General features: G+C 37.2%; 13 protein-coding genes. 1 reads left to right on the forward strand and 12 read right to left on the reverse strand.

What is annotated here, in order from left to right; all coding sequences use genetic code 11:
- Positions 1 to 42: 42 nt before the first annotated feature.
- The 11 genes from LV704_RS00270 to LV704_RS00320 form a co-directional block, all read right to left on the reverse strand.
- Positions 43 to 894, reverse strand: coding sequence for an ROK family protein (locus LV704_RS00270; RefSeq protein ID WP_163423780.1), 852 nt, complete (start codon positions 892 to 894; stop codon positions 43 to 45).
- A gap of 8 nt (positions 895 to 902) precedes the next feature.
- Positions 903 to 2,168 carry an MFS transporter gene (locus LV704_RS00275; RefSeq protein WP_163423781.1) on the reverse strand — a complete coding sequence of 422 codons (1,266 nt, stop codon included), beginning with the start codon at positions 2,166 to 2,168 and terminating at the stop codon, positions 903 to 905.
- 28 nt (positions 2,169 to 2,196) lie between these two features.
- Positions 2,197 to 3,081 (reverse strand): PIG-L deacetylase family protein, encoded by an 885-nt coding sequence (locus tag LV704_RS00280; RefSeq protein ID WP_205597913.1) that lies wholly within the window; start codon positions 3,079 to 3,081, stop codon positions 2,197 to 2,199.
- Between the two features lie 160 nt (positions 3,082 to 3,241).
- Positions 3,242 to 4,639, reverse strand: a complete 1,398-nt coding sequence (locus LV704_RS00285) for a RagB/SusD family nutrient uptake outer membrane protein (protein WP_163423782.1) — start codon at positions 4,637 to 4,639, stop codon at positions 3,242 to 3,244.
- Positions 4,640 to 4,655: 16 nt separating this feature from the next.
- Positions 4,656 to 8,165, reverse strand: a complete 3,510-nt coding sequence (locus LV704_RS00290) for a TonB-dependent receptor (RefSeq protein WP_163423783.1) — start codon at positions 8,163 to 8,165, stop codon at positions 4,656 to 4,658.
- Between the two features lie 62 nt (positions 8,166 to 8,227).
- Complete coding sequence (locus LV704_RS00295) at positions 8,228 to 9,376, reverse strand: FecR family protein (protein WP_163423784.1); 1,149 nt, start codon at positions 9,374 to 9,376, stop codon at positions 8,228 to 8,230.
- Between the two features lie 128 nt (positions 9,377 to 9,504).
- Positions 9,505 to 10,047: an RNA polymerase sigma factor gene (locus LV704_RS00300; RefSeq protein WP_163423785.1), complete on the reverse strand. Its 543-nt coding sequence runs from the start codon at positions 10,045 to 10,047 to the stop codon at positions 9,505 to 9,507.
- 18 nt (positions 10,048 to 10,065) lie between these two features.
- Complete coding sequence (locus tag LV704_RS00305; protein ID WP_163423786.1) at positions 10,066 to 10,437, reverse strand: nuclear transport factor 2 family protein; 372 nt, start codon at positions 10,435 to 10,437, stop codon at positions 10,066 to 10,068.
- 5 nt (positions 10,438 to 10,442) lie between these two features.
- The gene (locus tag LV704_RS00310) at positions 10,443 to 11,642 is read right to left on the reverse strand and encodes an FAD-binding oxidoreductase (protein ID WP_163423787.1); all 1,200 of its coding nucleotides are present in this window, start codon (positions 11,640 to 11,642) and stop codon (positions 10,443 to 10,445) included.
- Positions 11,629 to 12,843 carry an acetylornithine deacetylase gene (argE, locus tag LV704_RS00315; protein WP_233782105.1) on the reverse strand — a complete coding sequence of 405 codons (1,215 nt, stop codon included), beginning with the start codon at positions 12,841 to 12,843 and terminating at the stop codon, positions 11,629 to 11,631. Before argE ends, LV704_RS00310 begins: the two co-directional genes overlap by 14 nt.
- Before the next feature lie 5 nt (positions 12,844 to 12,848).
- On the reverse strand, positions 12,849 to 14,183 hold the full coding sequence (locus LV704_RS00320) for a sodium-dependent transporter (RefSeq protein WP_163423788.1): 1,335 nt from the start codon (positions 14,181 to 14,183) through the stop codon (positions 12,849 to 12,851).
- Between the two features lie 234 nt (positions 14,184 to 14,417).
- Here LV704_RS00320 and LV704_RS00325 point away from each other — a divergent pair, with 234 nt between their 5' ends.
- Complete coding sequence (locus LV704_RS00325) at positions 14,418 to 15,269, forward strand: MurR/RpiR family transcriptional regulator (protein WP_163423789.1); 852 nt, start codon at positions 14,418 to 14,420, stop codon at positions 15,267 to 15,269.
- Between the two features lie 85 nt (positions 15,270 to 15,354).
- On the opposite strand, the gene LV704_RS00330 is transcribed toward LV704_RS00325, so the two are convergent.
- Complete coding sequence (locus tag LV704_RS00330) at positions 15,355 to 16,410, reverse strand: DUF2911 domain-containing protein (RefSeq protein ID WP_163423790.1); 1,056 nt, start codon at positions 16,408 to 16,410, stop codon at positions 15,355 to 15,357.
- Positions 16,411 to 16,558: the final 148 nt, after the last annotated feature.

A 16,558-nucleotide genomic window follows, 5' to 3' on the forward strand; every position in this document is an offset into this window, starting at 1 on the left:
CTGGATTCCCTGATGGAGTCCAGTGCTTCTGAATAGTTATTCTTATGTTGTTACCTCTAATTTTTGAAAGCATAAACTTGCTGCTCCTAAAATGGCCGATTCTGCCAATTCTGATACTTCTATTTTTAAACTTTTTATCTGCTCAGGATAAGCAAATGAGTTTATTTTTTGATTCATAGATTCTTTAAAAAAGGGATACGCTTTACGTATTGATCCCCCAAGGATAATAGCTTCTGGTGCAAATAGGTACAAAATAGTTTTAATAGCCTCCCCTAAGTGTTTTCCAAATTCTGAAAACGCCGTTAAGGCTAAATCATCTCCTTGTTTGGCCTTGTCATGAATTTCTTTAGCGCTTAACCCATAGTTCCTCATAAAAAAAAAGCTACTGGTATACTCTTCCAAAATACCTTCCTTATACCCTATCATTCCAATCTCACCCGCACCGGATAAAATCCCATTATAAATTTCATTATTGATGATTATCCCCATACCTAATCCCGTGCCTATAGAGAGGCCAACAAAATTTTGATGCTTCCTTCCCTTCCCATATAACTTTTCACCCATTGCAAAGCAATTGGCATCATTATTTATGTGAACAGAAATGTTGTATTTTTTCTCGAGTATATCTATTAAATGAACTTCTTTCCATGCAGGAATGTTCTGCACGTCGTATACAATTCCTTTGGAAACATCCACTATGGCTGGGACGCCTATTCCTATTGCCTGGGTATCATGGGTAATCAATTCATCAATACAATTGAACAAACGTTCCAGGGTTTGCGCTTCTGAATCTTCTGCATTTACAGACACGTAAGATTGATTGGTAATCAATCCATCTTTAACAATACCAGCATTGATGTTGGTGCCCCCTATATCTACTCCAAGAACTTCCATAATCCCACTTACTTATTTGGCCTGTTTTTTAACTGAATTGTTTTGTTGTTTACAAGTGGGTTTGCAAGAAAACCAATGGATAGTATAAAAGCTAAAGGGATAAGTAAAAAGAACATTCCAGTCCTAAGACTAGACGCCTCACCTAATGCTCCAACCAGGAATGGGATGACCGCTCCACCTGCAATTCCAGTACATAATATTCCTGAAAGCGACCCATGGTTATCTTTAACGGAGTTAAGTGCCAAAGAAAAAATAATAGACCACATAACTGAGATAAAGAAACCTATAGCTGGAAAGGCGAAAAGAGCAACTTTTGCACTTCCTGTAAGAGCCAGTACCAAAAATACCATGGTAATAGCTGTAGCTCCGATTAGAAGTTTTCTGCTATCCATAATTTTCAATAATAATAGACCTAACAAACAGCCCACCGTTAACATGGCCCAGAAATAGGCAACCGTATCAGCCCCAACTGTTTGAGCATCTAAACCATGATATTGATATAGAAATTGGGAAATCCAATTGCCTACCCCTTGCTCTGTTCCAACATAACAGAAGATTCCCAGAAAAAATAAAATAGTCCATTTATTCTTTAAAAGACTGAAATATGAACTTGAATCACCGGCCATTTCATCTTCATTCTTTTCATATTTTGGGTATCGGGTAAGAAACACAATAGCCAACAATACTAAAGCAATAACTGAAAAAATCATATACAGCCCAACCCATGGCAGGTTTTCAGGAACCAAATCTCTTATATAACCAGCCAGTCCAAATTCATTTGAATTTGTATCAACTACATATTTGTATAAAAAAGGACTCAGGAACGAAGCCAAACCAAACACCAACTGGGCTAGAACAGAATTGAATGCAAAATGTTCCTCTCCTCCGGCAACCCTAAGCATTGGGTTGATAATAACTTGTAAAACTGCCATACATGATCCTAGGGCAAACAATGTAATACTGAATACAACATAACTAGGAAAGAAAGCAAACCCCATGGAAGCCAAAGCCATAAATAAAAATGACCATGACAATAAGGTCTTATCGCTATACTTTTCGGATAAAAACCCTGCGGGAATAGACATTACGCCATACGCAATAAAGAAAGCAAAAGGCAATAATCCGGTCAATGTTAGACTAAGGTCAAAACTATTCTTTACATCAACAATTATTGAGTTCAGTATGTTGGTAATAAAAGATATTACAAAGAATATCAGCATCACCAAACCTATTATATGGTAATATCTTTTTGAGGTTGTTTTTTCGCTAGCCATTGGTTTTGTTGGTTTATTAGGGTTGGAACTATTTTTTACCAAGCATGGGGAAGAGTTGTTTTATCTCCTCATCAGTTGGTTGTTTTCCATATTCGCATATTTCAAAAAACTCCACATGTTTAGCATTGGCTGTATTCATACTCGGATACCACTTCTTAATGGCTTCAGCTTCAGCAGCACCCCAAGTTTTTTCTCTTGCCCATCTTTGTTTTAGCCAATCAATTCGCTCTGCTTCTCCAGAAGGAACCTGACTCATATCCGCACCACTTACCCATGGTAGCCACTCAAACATTTGAGAATCATGTGCAGCTAATGCCCTCACCTTTGTATCTATTACGTCGTCCACTACTACCGCAATATCTTTTGAAAATGGATATGGTTTTTGAAAATTATCTTTCATATAGATAAAGACAGGGTTCTTTTTTAAAGGAGGAGTATCTGGTGTAACATTAGGTACAATAACCAGATATGCGGCGTCTTGAACTGCAATCCCAGCATTTCTATGATCAGGGTGATAATCATTTGGACGAAGACCCAAAACAATATCCGCATCCCATTCACGAATTTTTCTGATTACCTGATGCCTAACATTTAGTGTTGGGATTAACTCTGCATCATGGTTATCCAACACATCATATTCAATTCCTAAAATTTCCGCAGCTTTTTTGGCCTCGGCGCGTCTTCTTTTTCCAAGAACACCTCCGCCCATACTTTGATGTCCGGCATCCCCGTTGGTCAATGCTACAAATTTCACATTATGACCCATTTTGGCAAACAGGGCGGCTGTGCCACCAAACTTGGAATCACAATCATCTGGGTGAGCCCCAATGGCAATGATGTTCAGTACTTTTTTTTCCTGTGCCTGGACCATAAATCCAACGCACATGCAAATAATTAACAAAATATTTTTCATTATGTAGTTCTGTATTAAAAGGTTTAAAGTTTATGATTAACAATAAAATTTATCTATTTGAGCTCATAGTTTCTATACCATTTCGGTGCCTTTTATAAGCATAAGCAGGTAAAATTTGATAATAGGGGTAACGTAACAAACTCAAATAACAAACTTAAAATTAATTATCATTCTGATTGAAATCGGGATTAATGTCCAATTCTCTTTGTGGAATAAAAAACAGATTTCTGATATCGCTTGCTTCAATAACATCTGGTTCGGCTTCCAACAGTTTTTCAGCAACAACCCCAAATCTTTTTAAATCTGGCCAACGATGGTTTTCAAAAGCCAGCTCAACCCGTCTTTCATCTAAAAGTTTATCCTCAAAAGAACCAGGCGTAGTTCCATCTATATCGGGTAAACCTGCTCTTGTTCGTACTTGATTTATCAAGCTATAACTCTCAGTCGATTCTCCCAATGCTTCTGCAAGCATCAACAATACATCTGCATATCTGAAGACAACAAAGTTTACTCCCGAATCATTTTCCGTTGGTGGATCACTTTCATACTTTCTTACATAATTCTGAACTACAACTTCTGCATCTACATTGATCCATTCAGTTCCCATAGAGGGTTCAAATCTCAAGTCTCCTGCTTCATACGCATTTTCTAAAGTTGCTGTGGGTCTGTTTCTTCCAAAACCTTGACCTGTTTGTAAATCTGAACTTGGCGAAAAATCATTGGTAAAAGCACTTCCTTGACCAATACCTCCGCTTATGAACTGCACTTCAAAAATAGATTCAATGTTATTCTCATTTGCTTCACCCCATAAATCTGCATAATTTGCCACCAATGAATAGTTGTAATCATTGATTATTCGGCGCAAAACGGTTTCTGCATCTGAGTCCTGCCCTATGGTTAACAATACTTTTGCCAACAATGTTGCAGCCGCTCCTTTGGTTGCTCTTCCCACATCACTTGCCGGATAAGAAACCGGAAGGTTCGCTTCCGCAATGGCCAAATCTGTGACCAATTGTCCATAAATTGTATTGGCATCTACCTGAACTAGTTCATCGCCAGGCACAAACGGGGTTAGTTGCAGTGGAATGTTGCCAAAGGCAACGGCCAAGTGATAGTACATTAAAGATCTTAGGAAAATTGCTTCTCCAATAATCCTTTCCTTTAAACCAGCATCTATTTCTATCGGGTCAATTCTATCCAAAATAACATTGCAATTGGCAATTACTCTGTAAGAAGCGCTCCACGCGATATCCACTTGTTCATTTAAAGGATCTTCTGTAAATGCATTGATTTCAGTAAACTGCCGTGCTAAACCAGTAGCATCAGGTCCTTGATCTGTGTTATCGGAACGCATTTCAAACATGGTCCAATAAGCTCTTCCGTAAACCCCTGGCTCTTGCAATCCTGCATAACTTGCATTAAGGGATGCAACAAAGTCATTGGCTGTGTTGAAGAAATCAGCTTCGTTTCGATTTGAAATTGGAGCCAGTTCCGTAAAGTCCTCACTACAAGCTGATGTAATACACAGCGTTATTAGTATTATGATTATTTTTTTCATCTTTTACAGTTTTAAATTAAAAGGTCAGATTCACACCCATTGTAATGGATTTGGTCAACGGATAAGCTCCATAATCTTCCCCTGGAGTTAAACTATTGTTAGAAATATTACTGACCTCTGGGTTATACCCTAAGTAATCTGTAATTGTAAACAAATTGGTTCCGGTAACGTAAAACCTTAGTCTGTTAATGCTATTCCCAAAAAGTTTATCTGTAGGCAATGAATATCCCAAGGTAACATTTCGCAATCGAATAAAAGAGCCATCCTCTACTTGAAATGAAGAAGGTCTATTGTTATTACCATGGTTTCCAGTTTGTCTATCAGCTCTTGGAATACTTCCGTTTCCTGGGTCTGAAGCAGAACGCCATCTATTATTGAAAACAGCATATGAATTAAAGTTTGCTTCTCCATTTTTCAGGTGTCTAGAAGTAAGGTTCAAAATTTCATTCCCCTCTACTCCTTGTATCAGGAAGCTGAAATCCAATCCTTTAAACGTAAACCTGTTGTTAATCCCCCACGTAAAATCAGGAAAATAACTACCAGTAACCGTTCTATCATCTGGCGTGATTTCACCATCTCCATTAACATCCTTGAACCTGAAATCTCCAGGCGCAGCATCGGGTGCTTGTGTGTCAACCGGAGCGGCATCAATTTCCGCTTGAGTTTGATAAATACCATCGACCACATAACCAAAATAACTTCCTATAGGATCTCCTACTCTTGTAACATGCCTTACCCCTGCACTACCTGCAGAGAAGATAGGCTCGTTATTTTCATTTAGTGATATTACTTCATTTTTATTAGTGGAAAGGTTAAAATCAGTATCCCATGTAAAATCTCCAACAAAGTTCTTCGTTCTCAAAGCAATCTCAAAACCACTGTTTTCAACTTCACCCAGATTCTGAAGAGTTGTCTGAAAACCGGATACTCCTGAAATACTAACATTCAACAATAAATCTGAAGTTTTGGTATTGTAGTAATCCGCCAAGAGGAAAACCCTGTTATCAAACAAGCCCAATTCCAGTCCAATGTTTGTTTGTTGTGATTTTTCCCATGTCAGTTCAGGATTGGGAATAGTAGACTGTACCAAACCATTTATTTCATTTCCTCCTAAATTGTAGTTGTCGGGAGAAAGTAAACCTATTGCACCATAATTGGGTATTTCAAAATTCCCCGTTTCTCCCCAGCTAAATCTAAGTTTAAGTTCAGAAATGGCTTCTATGGAATTAAAAATATCCTCTTCATTTAAACGCCATCCCGCAGAAAACGATGGAAAATAACCTGTTTGGTTATTAGAACCAAAACGCGAAGACTTATCTGAACGAATCGTACCTGTGAATAAGTATTTGTCCTTATAGCTGTAATTCATTCTGAACAGTGCGGAAGCAAGCGTCCATTGTTCTTGAATTGAATTACCCGCAAATACCTGACCTCCACTAATCGTTGTGACTAAATCGTCTGGGAAATTATCTGCCAACACTTCCTTTATAGTAATGTTATCTCTCTGAGCGGTATATCCCAACACTGCATTAAAGAAGTGATCACCAAACTCCTTTTCCCAGTTCAAGGTGTTTTCCCAAACCCAGTTTGTCTCGGTAGAAGATGTTGCTTGGGCATACGATTCACCTTCACTCGCATTTCTGTACAAAAGTGTATTTCCCCTATAGAAATCTTGATTGAACAAGTTTATATATGTTCCTCCAAAGGTTCTAAATGTAAGCTCGGGTAAAATGTCATACGACAATGCCAATGAAGCTCTAGTTTGAAATTGGAATATTTCATCATCAATGGCATCTAAAATGGCCAACGGATTACTTGCCGTTGTAGTACCACCACCCAAATATGATTGGTTATTCAACTGGTTGACCGTACCATCTGTATTATAAGGAGCTACGGTAGGGGAATGAACAATTGCAGAATAAACAATACCTGGAGGGCGTGCAAAATATGGCGCCGAAGCAGGAACTCTTTGATTCTCGGTTATCGTTGGAGCAACCCTTAAATCTAAGTTCAGTTTATCAGTCAATTGTGAGTTCAAATTCAACATCATGTTATACCTGTCAAATTCGGATTTATCCAAAATCCCTTCTTGACTGAAATAACTCGCAGAAGCAAAAAAGCTTGTTTTGTTCTGAACGGGAGAGGCATAGGAAAAATTATAACTCTGCGTTATTCCCGTTTGAAAAATTACATCTTGCCAATCGGTATCCGTACCGTCCCAATTAATGAATGATTCCGGTAATTCAAAGTTGGTATCGCCTCTATCCCCATCACCAATGGGATCATTAATGGATGCTCCATCAACTGATGAAAGGTAATTGTTGTTTCTAGCATCCGTCGTAAAATCAATAAGCTCTTGGGCATTCATTAAATCAATCTTGTTTGCTACATTTTCCACCCTAAACCAAGAATCGAAGGAAAATCTTCCTTTGTCAGTTGAAGACCCTTTTTTAGTTGTTATTAAAAGAACACCATTTCCACCACGCGAGCCATAAATTGCTGCTGCAGAGGCATCCTTAAGAACTTGTATGGACTCAATATCATTTGGATTTAATGTGGCCAATGGGTTTACCGGTGGTGGTTGAAAAGCGGCCCGTCTTCTTGATACACCTCCTATAGTTGACGTTGTAAGGTTTCTAGATATTGGAATACCATCTATAACAAATAATGGGTCGTTACCCGCTGAAATAGAACCTGCACCCCTAACTCTAATATTTGGCGCAGCTCCTGGTTCTCCTGATACTTCTTGCACTTGCACACCGGCAACTTGACCAATAATAGCGGCCTCAGGTGATAATGTAGGTACTTCAACAATAGATTCGGCATTGATAGATATAACAGATCCCGTAACCCTCTTTTTTGCCAGTGTACCATACCCAACTACTATTACCTCATCCAATTGTGCAGCATCTGGTTCTAGGTTAATTGTAAAAGTGGTATTAGATCCAATTTCAACTTCTTTTGATCTAAAACCTATGTAGGATACCGTTAAAGTGGTACCTCCTTCTGGTACGGAAAGCTCAAATTTTCCATCAAAATCGGTAATGGTTCCAACGTTAGTGCCTTTTACAGCAATTGTGGCACCCAGTAAGGGAACACCATTGTCATCCAAAACAGTACCGGATATTGTTGCTTGTTGCTTTTCAATGGTTTTGTTTGGAGTTTTTTCTTTTTTGATTAAATCCTTTTTAGGTTTAATTACAATCTGTTTTGCTACAATTTGATGATTCAAATCCATCTCAGAAAACAGTTCTTGTAAAAATTCATCAATACAAGTGTTTGTCACATTTATGGAAACTCTTTTATCAATATTGATTTCAGAAGCCTCATAGAAGAAATTATAGCCATTGGTTTGGGCTATTTTTTCGAAGACTTTTTTTAATTCAATATTTTCAAAATTTGCAGTAACCATATCATTTTGTTCACATGTAGCTGCTTCTACATGAGCAAAACAAAGCATGGCTATACAAAGGAAACATGCCTTGATCAGCCAGTTGGTTTTGGGAGTTATTAAATAATTTTTCATCTAAGTTAAATTTTAGTTAGCATTAATTTTGAATGGTTCTTTTTTTATCCATAGGCCTCGGTTTAGTTTGGTTTATCAATTTTAAGAGTGTTTCCTTTCATTGCGTATGAAAAGTTGGTATGCGCTTGCATAGTCTTAAGTATTTCGTCAATATTTTCATTTTTAAATCTTCCACTATACCTCATTTCATCCAGTATTTCGTAGTTGTTCTTAATGTCAATATTGAATCTTCTTTCCAGTTTCTTGATGATGCTTAGCAGGTTTTCATTTTCAAATACCAGAATACCGTTCATCCAAGCAATATGATTTGTAACATCCACATTTTCAATAATCAAATCGGTGTCAGCATTTTTTCCAACCGCTCTTTGGTTGGGGATCATAAGTTTTGATGCTGAAATACCTTCTGCTTCATAGTTTTGAAACACTTGAACCGAACCTTCTACAAGAATTACTTCTTTAAGAATCTCATCTTGGTAAGCGGAAACATTAAATTCGGTCCCCAGCACCTTGGTAGATAGGCCTTCTACATTCACTTGAAAGGGAACATCCGCCTTGGCTACCTTAAAATAGGCCTCACCAATAAGCGATACTTCTCTTAAATCAAATCCGTCAAAGTTTTTAGGGTATGTCAACTTTGAGCCAGAATTTAAATGCACCAGTGAGCCATCTGCAAAATGGACTTTAAACGTTTTTCCATAGGGTACATTAATTGTATGATATTCAATATTGTCCGATTCTCTTTCTTGTTTGTCATCGGATGAATATTCCAGCAGGCCATTTGTCTTAAGTGCTACGGTTTTATCCTTTAAAGTGAATTCAGAATAGTTTTCAAGAGAAAAGTATTTTGAAGACCCATTGTTAATTTCCAGTGAAATGGCATTCTCGTCCACTACTTGAAGACCTGATTGGTCTTTTGAAAAGTATATAAATGCCGCAGAGGCTAAAACCGCAATAAACAAAGTCGCGTACTTTAATATATTTAAGTGCGCCTTTTTTCTTTTTGACCTCGTAACTATGGACAACATGGAAAGATGCTTTTCAACATCCGACGAGTTAAAACTATACTTAAGCCAAATCTCTGTCTTTATAAAATCTTCAAAATAGAGTCTATTGTCAGGAGTCTTTATCCATTCAATTAAAAAAGCTTTTTCCGCCTCTGAGGTTTCATCATCAAGAAATTTAGAAATGATGATATCTACTTTGTTATTCATTGGTTATTTAGCGTTTTCTTAATAGTAGACTTAAAAAAAGAGGCCTACCCTTACTTTTTATTCTATTTTTTTTAGAAAAACTTGAATAAATCGTAAAACAGCAATGAAATGAAAGAAAAGTATTATAATCAGTTAAGTGTATTCTTCAGTCGAAGCATTGCCTTGGACATATGAACTTCTACCGTTTTTACAGAAATATTGAGTCTTTCAGCAATTTCCTTATATGCTAAACCCTCTTTTTTCGCCAATAGAAAAACGGTTTTACACTTTTTCGGAAGTTTATCAATTTCTTGATTTAAAAGAAACATTTTCCGTTCTGTATCTTCTGGGTCTTTCTCAATTATACCAGCTATTGCGGTATATTGTAATTCTTGTATAAGCGCAAGCTCCTTTACATTCTGCTTTTGTAAATCTTTGTAAAGGTTATATGCCATCCTAAACAGGTATCGTTTGATGTTATCCTTAATGATCAAGTTTTTACGCTTGTCCCAAAACTTGACAAAGGTTTGCTGTACAATCTCTTGAGCCAGTACTTGATTGCCACATATTACAGAAATGTAGCTATTCAATTCATTAAAGTAACAGTTAAAAACATGGGTAAAAGCCGGCATAACACCCTCCCTTAGATCTCCTAACAGAATTTCTTTGTTGCAATACTTATCTTTTTCCATATCCCCGTTTTTAATCTGTTATAACACTGAAATATTTTCAGCAACCAGCAATTCTCTTCTCACAAAAGATGCTCGTTTTACCTTGTTATTTTGTAATTCAAAAATTGCAATGGCATGTATGGTTTTACCTTCGTCAAAGCCTTCAATAAATTGAGATTCAACAACGACATTATCATTAACAATTCTGTTCAACGTAGTCACAAAAAGGTCTTTGTTTTCACTAAACCTTTTTCCATATACTTTTCTGGCATCTACAATACCAGAGCACAGACAATGCTGTGATTCAAACAGGTATGATTTAAATTCTGGATGCATAAAGGATACAAACTTTTCCAGATTTTTTTCATTGTAGGCTGCCATGAATTTGTGTATTACTTTACTTGCTTTCATGTATCCTAAAGTTTCCTGTTAATAACATACCTAGCTTCTTCCACCTGCGATGTATCTGTGGATAAGTGCCTCCATCTATATCGTTCTGAAAACATATGGGACTTTCCTTCAACTACGTCCGCGGCCATCGCTCCTAAAAGGGGTGCCATTTTAAGTCCATGACCGCTTCCGCCTGTACTTACAGACAATCCCTTTATTTCGGGGTGGTTATCGATCCAAAAATGCCCATCTAAAGTGTCTATATAGAGGCATTTCCTTGTAAATACCAATGGAGCCTCTGTCAGTTCTGGAAATGTCATTTTAACAAAAGTCCGCATGTCTGCAACTTCGACATCCGTGATTTGTCTATCGTCATTTTCTGGATGAACTGGAGTACCGTTGGAATGTTTGGCAATCTTCACAATGCCCTGTTTCTGCAAAAATGGAAAGCCATACCAGCCAGAATTTGAAATGTCCGCTGTGAATACTGAGAAACTTGGAGGTATAAAATTGGTCGGATTTTTAGGTTTAAGCCAAAATACCGGATGCCCTGTGGATTTCATATAGGGTTGTAATTCTGGCAATAAAATTGGAGTATGTGCTCCTGCAGCAACTAGTGCATGACCACATTGGAAGGTTTCCCCTTCTTTTGTTTTTACAGCGGTTAGCCTACCATTGTTTACTTCAAAACTAGCAGCAGTTTGCCCTTCATGTATTACAACACCTAATGATCGGGCATAGTCTGCTAATTTTTGAACAGTTAATGCTGAATCGGCATAACCAGCTTTGCTATTGAAGTTTGCATCTACGTACTCAGCCGTATTCACAGCTGGAAAACGCTCCTTTATCCCTTTTGCATCTAATCGATCGGGTGAATAACCGGCCTCTAATAAGTTTTGATAACTATGTTTTTCAAAAGTGTGCTTTTCACTTTCAATTTTATCTTTGCAAAGCATTAAGAAGCCGACCTCATGATAGAGCTTTTCATTAAAAAAATCGTTCCAAGAATGCCACCTTCCTATGGCCGTTTCTACCATTTTAAAATATTCTTTGTCTGAGCCATACTCCATTCTGACCGCTTTTGTAACATCCGTTGATGCCGCCATATGGTGGGGAATGGTATCAGGATTGATCAGGCCAACACTGTATTTTCTCTGAGCTAGCTCTACCGCTGCGGTAATACCATAAATCCCTCCTCCAATAACTAGAATATCATATTTTTTCATAATCCCTATTTGCTTCTTTACTTGTTTCGGCCCAATCTGACAATCGCTCCAAAAAAGAAAGACATTTCTTTAATTCGCTTATCTCAATAAATTCATCTGCTCTATGTCCTTGATCCATGCTTCCGGGTCCACATACCACTGTCTCAAAACCTGCATTTGAAAAAAAGCCAGCTTCGGAGGCAAATGATACCGTCTTAGCAGATTTGTTTCCATTAAAAGAATTTACCATTTCTACTATCTCTGAATTTTCTGAAGTATTTAGACTCGGTACAATTGAAAATTGTTTGCTTGTTTTTATTTTGAAATCGGAGCAAGATTCCTGCTTTTGAATGGTTCGTTTTTCACAGAAAGTTTCAAAAGATTCCAGAATTTCTTGAATGGAATCTGACGGAATATTTCTAACGTCCCAGGCAAAATCGCATTGGTCTGCAATTATGTTGACGGCAGACCCTCCTTTAATGACTCCCACATGAATAGTTGTATACGGAGGGTCAAATCGGTTATCAAAATGTTTTTGTTCAATAAAGTCATCCATTTTTCTGAGCAACCACTGAATTAAATAAGTCGCTTCTTCAATGGCACTTATGCTTTTTCTTACCTCGGAGCTATGCGCTGCTGAGCTATAAACTGTTGTTTTAAAAAATGCAGCTCCTTTTTCCCCATTTACCGTTTGCATTAATGAAGGCTCCCCAATAACGGCAAAGCCGGGCCGCTCTTTATATGTTGATTTAATTGATGAAACCAGTTGTTCACTGGCCAAACAGCCAACCTCTTCATCATAGGAGAAGGCCAAATAGATAGGTTTCTTTAGTTTTGCTTTTTGCCAATGTGGAAGCATAGCAAGGCAGCAGGCCAAAAAACCTTTCATATCCGAAGTACCTCTTGCGTAAAGCTTATCATCCTCTTGTGTTAACCTAAAATCTGGTTTAGACCACAGCTGCCCTTTGGTGGGCACAACATCCATATGTCCAGATAAAATGATACCGCCATCTTCTTCTGGTCCAATACGACAATGGATACTTACCTTATCTTCTGATGCATTAAATACTTGATGGTAGTCAATGTTATTACTTTGCAACCAGTTTGAGATGTACTCGGCTATAGATAAATTACTCTGACCACCCAAAACAGAAAACGCAACCAAATCGCCAAGAATTGAAATGGCACTGTCAAGTGTATTTTGAGTGTTCTTTTCCATCATCTTATTTAGGTGTTTAATAGGCCATTAAGTAAAATTATGATGAGCGATAATGGCAATATCCATAGTAAAACTACCTTCCAAAAACTATGTAGTTTTAGGGTTTTTGTTCCTTCCAATAGATGACCTCTTAGCTTTTTGTACCCAATTATATGTCCCGCAAAAAGGACCGTTAGCAATCCTCCCAAAGGCAATAGTATGGTACTGGTTGTATAGTCCAATATCTCAAAGACCGTTTTTCCGAATATTAGTAAAGGATCATCAGTATAAGAAAAGACCGCTGCAATAGAAACTAATAGGATACTACCAATTACAGATAACAAGGCCGCATTGTTTGATAATTTATACCTGTCCTTAAAACTATCTTTTAAACCTTGTACCGCTGAGATAAGGGAGCTAAATCCTGCTAAAAACAACAGTAGAAAAAACACAGCTCCAACCGCCCACCCATATTCCAGTTTATGGAATACTGTAGCCATGGTTACAAAAATTAGATTAGGTCCTGAATCTGGGCTAAGGTTGAAACTAAAAATAGCAGGGAACAACATCAGCCCTGAAAGAAATGCAAAAAAGGTATCTGCCAATACAATCCAGATTGTACTGCTTACAAGATTATCTTTGGTATTGGTATAACTACCAAAAACAAAGGTAACCGCCATTCCTACTCCGACAGAGAAGAAAAGCTGCCCCATAGCACTCATAATTACTTTAAAATTTATTTTGGAGAAATCAGGTGACAGAAGCCAACGATAACCCTCTAACGCCCCATCTAAGGTGGCAGCCCAAATGGACAATCCCAATATTAAAACCACCAAGCCAAACATCATGCCTTTGGCATAACGTTCTAAACCTGATTTTAGACCTTGTCTTATTACAAAAAAAACAGCAATCATAATCGCAAACGTTACGGCAATGACCACAGATAGGTTGGATGCAACTTGGTCAAAATGTCCAGAAATACTTGAAATTGGTAGTTTTGAGATTTCCCCAGATAAGCACTCCCAAAGGTATATGCCTATCCATGCCATGATCATGATATAGAAACCCATAATTAATATACATGCTATGGCACCCAACCAACCTATACTGTTCCAAAAAGGCTTTTTTCCGAGTTTTCCAAAACCAAGCAGTACCGTAGTTTTGGACATACGTCCCAAAGCAATTTCAATAGTTAATATGGGAATGCCCACAAGAAGAATTAAAACAAGATAAACCAACAGAAAAGCCGCACCTCCACCTTCACCTGCAACATAAGGAAACCTCCAAACATTGCCTAAACCAATTGCGAATGCAGAGGTGGTAATGATAAAGGAAAATTTACTGCTCCATCGATTGTTGGACATACATTGATGATTTTTAAAATTTTAACCCTTTTGATATAATCAAGTTAGTTTGAAAGGTTTTCAAAACTTTTAATCTTTAGAAAATATCTTGCGATAGGAATCAATACAATGAATGTATGAAAAATAATTAAAATTGCAATATTAAAAATGTTATTTGTTAAAAAGCAATACTAATAATGCTTATTTTGTTGTTTTAAGCTACAGTTGTTTTAATTATTTCGTTTCTTGTGACTTATGAAAACAATAAATGACATTGACTTATCAAAACTCTCTAAAAAGAGACGGTTAATAATTCAATATGCTTTGGATTATCCTGATAAAGTAGTTTTAATGAGAATGGAGGAACTTGGAGACAAGTTAAACGTTAACCCAGCTACTGTTGTGAAAGCTTGCAAGGCCATTGGCCTTAATGGTTTTTACGAGTTGAAAGAACTTTTAAAGAATGAGGTTCAACTTACTAGGGTGGATTCCATTTTCAATTCAATGATCAAAGAGGTTCGTGCCCACTCTAATCCACAAAAAGTGGCACAAGATGCCATACTTGGTGACATTATGATGCTTCAAAAAACCTATGATACCATTGATTTTGAAGTAATAGAGAAAATTGCAAATGCAATTATCAATTCAAAACAGACCTATATTATTGGATTGGGACATATAGGATTAGTCGCCAATTATATGGAACGAATTTGCAGGTCTGCCGTACCTCAAATACATGCTAGTACAGAATACCATGGAGAACTTTTCTTGAACATGGCCCATTTTTCAGAAGAAGATGTTGTGATTGGTATATGCTTGGACAAATGCCAAAACCAAACTATCAATGCTCTAAGAATCGCTAAAACGGAAAAGAAAGCAACAACCGTATCCATTGTAGATAGCGACCTTTCTCCCTTAATCGAATGTAGTGATCACCATATCTCAATTAACAGTTCCAATAGTTTTTACTTTGGCAGCATGGTTGGAGCTTTTTGTATTGTAAATGCTATTTTTTATAGTATTGCCAATATCCTAAAACCAGAAACGGTTTCACACTTCAAATTTTTTAGAACCATGTCCGAAAAGGAAAATGTTTATAAAATCTAGCTACTCTGGACAGTAAGTCAATACTTGCTCATGATTGCCCACAAAACCTTCAAAAGAAACTATCAAATTTAACTTACTCCATTATCTACTCAACCGTCTCCAAACTGTTCTGTATTTGGGCTTTTTTGTCCTCTGGACTATATTTAAGTGCAAGTTCAAAAGCCTTTCTGGCCTCTTTTTTTCTTTCAAGTAATTTAAGCGCATTTCCTCTGTTGAAATGTGCCCGCCAATATGTGGAATTTTTCTTTATGGACTGTCCAAATACATATTCCGCCTTATTGTAATTCTTTTCTTTTAAAAGTCTTCGGCCATAGCGCTCCAAATACACATCACTTCCAACCTCAATAGCTCTTTCTATTGCTTTTTCAGCTGCAGCGTCATCTCCCAATTGTTTTAACAATTTAGCCTTAACATCCCAATTAGAAAAGTTCTCTTGAAACTGGATGGATTTATTGACCCATTCAAGTGCTTCCTGGGTGTTAATTTTATGTTCTGCACAATAATCTGCCGCCTGGCACCAACTGAACCATTCCCAATACGCATCTGAACGCAATTGCTTTCTAATATTATCCAATGCTAGTTCATTTATATTGAGCGTCATACTTAATTCAGCGCTTTTATCCGCCCAACTTAAAACAATGGAAGCCGTGCCTCGGTCACGTTTCCTAAAGTCAAAACTTAACCATTCTCTCATTTCAGAACCATTTTGAACCGGTACCGTTACGCGCAATGCATCTTCATCTTCTTGATAAAAGTAGCTCCCCCAAGAAGTATAATTTTCTGAAAAAATAAAAGTCCATTGACTCTCTTCTGGAAGTAAGTGAAGCCCATAACTCCCAGCTGCCAATTTTTGTCCTTCAATTTCAATATCGTCCGTAACCGTGAAGATGGTATTTTCATTGGCTCCTGCTCGCCATACTTTACCATACGGAACCATCTTTCCCCAAACCTCTCTACCTCTTGCACCTGGACTATGATAATTAATTGTGATATCTGTATAACCAATACGTTGCGTAATAATGGACTGTTGACTTTTATCCGGCAGAGTAATGGGGTTATGAATATTAAAATGCTGAGCACCTACATCTACTATTAAAAAGGAAAAAACTAAGGCAGCTAAATAAAATTTAGAATTCTTCATTGCAGAATTTTTGGTTGATTTTGAATTGAATTAGTTGAAATCACTTCTCAAAACTAACAAAAAGCCACTTTGAATGATTATTTAATAAATCTTAATGTTCTAATTTGGTTTGAATGGTAACATTTTTCAAAATCTGGTCTCCTACAAA

It is taken from the genome of Flagellimonas sp. CMM7, from assembly GCF_021390195.1.
Taxonomy (GTDB): Bacteria; Bacteroidota; Bacteroidia; order Flavobacteriales; family Flavobacteriaceae; genus Flagellimonas.

Excerpts from the sequence above, each read along its gene's own strand:
- LV704_RS00270 (WP_163423780.1), bottom strand. The coding sequence starts at position 894 with ATGGAAGTTCTTGGAGTAGATATAGGGGGCACCAACATCAATGCTGGT.
- LV704_RS00275 (WP_163423781.1), bottom strand. The coding sequence starts at position 2,168 with ATGGCTAGCGAAAAAACAACCTCAAAAAGATATTACCATATAATAGGT.
- LV704_RS00280 (WP_205597913.1), bottom strand. The coding sequence starts at position 3,081 with ATGAAAAATATTTTGTTAATTATTTGCATGTGCGTTGGATTTATGGTC.
- LV704_RS00285 (WP_163423782.1), bottom strand. The coding sequence starts at position 4,639 with ATGAAAAAAATAATCATAATACTAATAACGCTGTGTATTACATCAGCT.
- LV704_RS00290 (WP_163423783.1), bottom strand. The coding sequence starts at position 8,165 with ATGAAAAATTATTTAATAACTCCCAAAACCAACTGGCTGATCAAGGCA.
- LV704_RS00295 (WP_163423784.1), bottom strand. The coding sequence starts at position 9,376 with ATGAATAACAAAGTAGATATCATCATTTCTAAATTTCTTGATGATGAA.
- LV704_RS00300 (WP_163423785.1), bottom strand. The coding sequence starts at position 10,047 with ATGGAAAAAGATAAGTATTGCAACAAAGAAATTCTGTTAGGAGATCTA.
- LV704_RS00305 (WP_163423786.1), bottom strand. The coding sequence starts at position 10,437 with ATGAAAGCAAGTAAAGTAATACACAAATTCATGGCAGCCTACAATGAA.
- LV704_RS00310 (WP_163423787.1), bottom strand. The coding sequence starts at position 11,642 with ATGAAAAAATATGATATTCTAGTTATTGGAGGAGGGATTTATGGTATT.
- argE (WP_233782105.1), bottom strand. The coding sequence starts at position 12,843 with ATGATGGAAAAGAACACTCAAAATACACTTGACAGTGCCATTTCAATT.
- LV704_RS00320 (WP_163423788.1), bottom strand. The coding sequence starts at position 14,183 with ATGTCCAACAATCGATGGAGCAGTAAATTTTCCTTTATCATTACCACC.
- LV704_RS00325 (WP_163423789.1), top strand. The coding sequence starts at position 14,418 with ATGAAAACAATAAATGACATTGACTTATCAAAACTCTCTAAAAAGAGA.
- LV704_RS00330 (WP_163423790.1), bottom strand. The coding sequence starts at position 16,410 with ATGAAGAATTCTAAATTTTATTTAGCTGCCTTAGTTTTTTCCTTTTTA.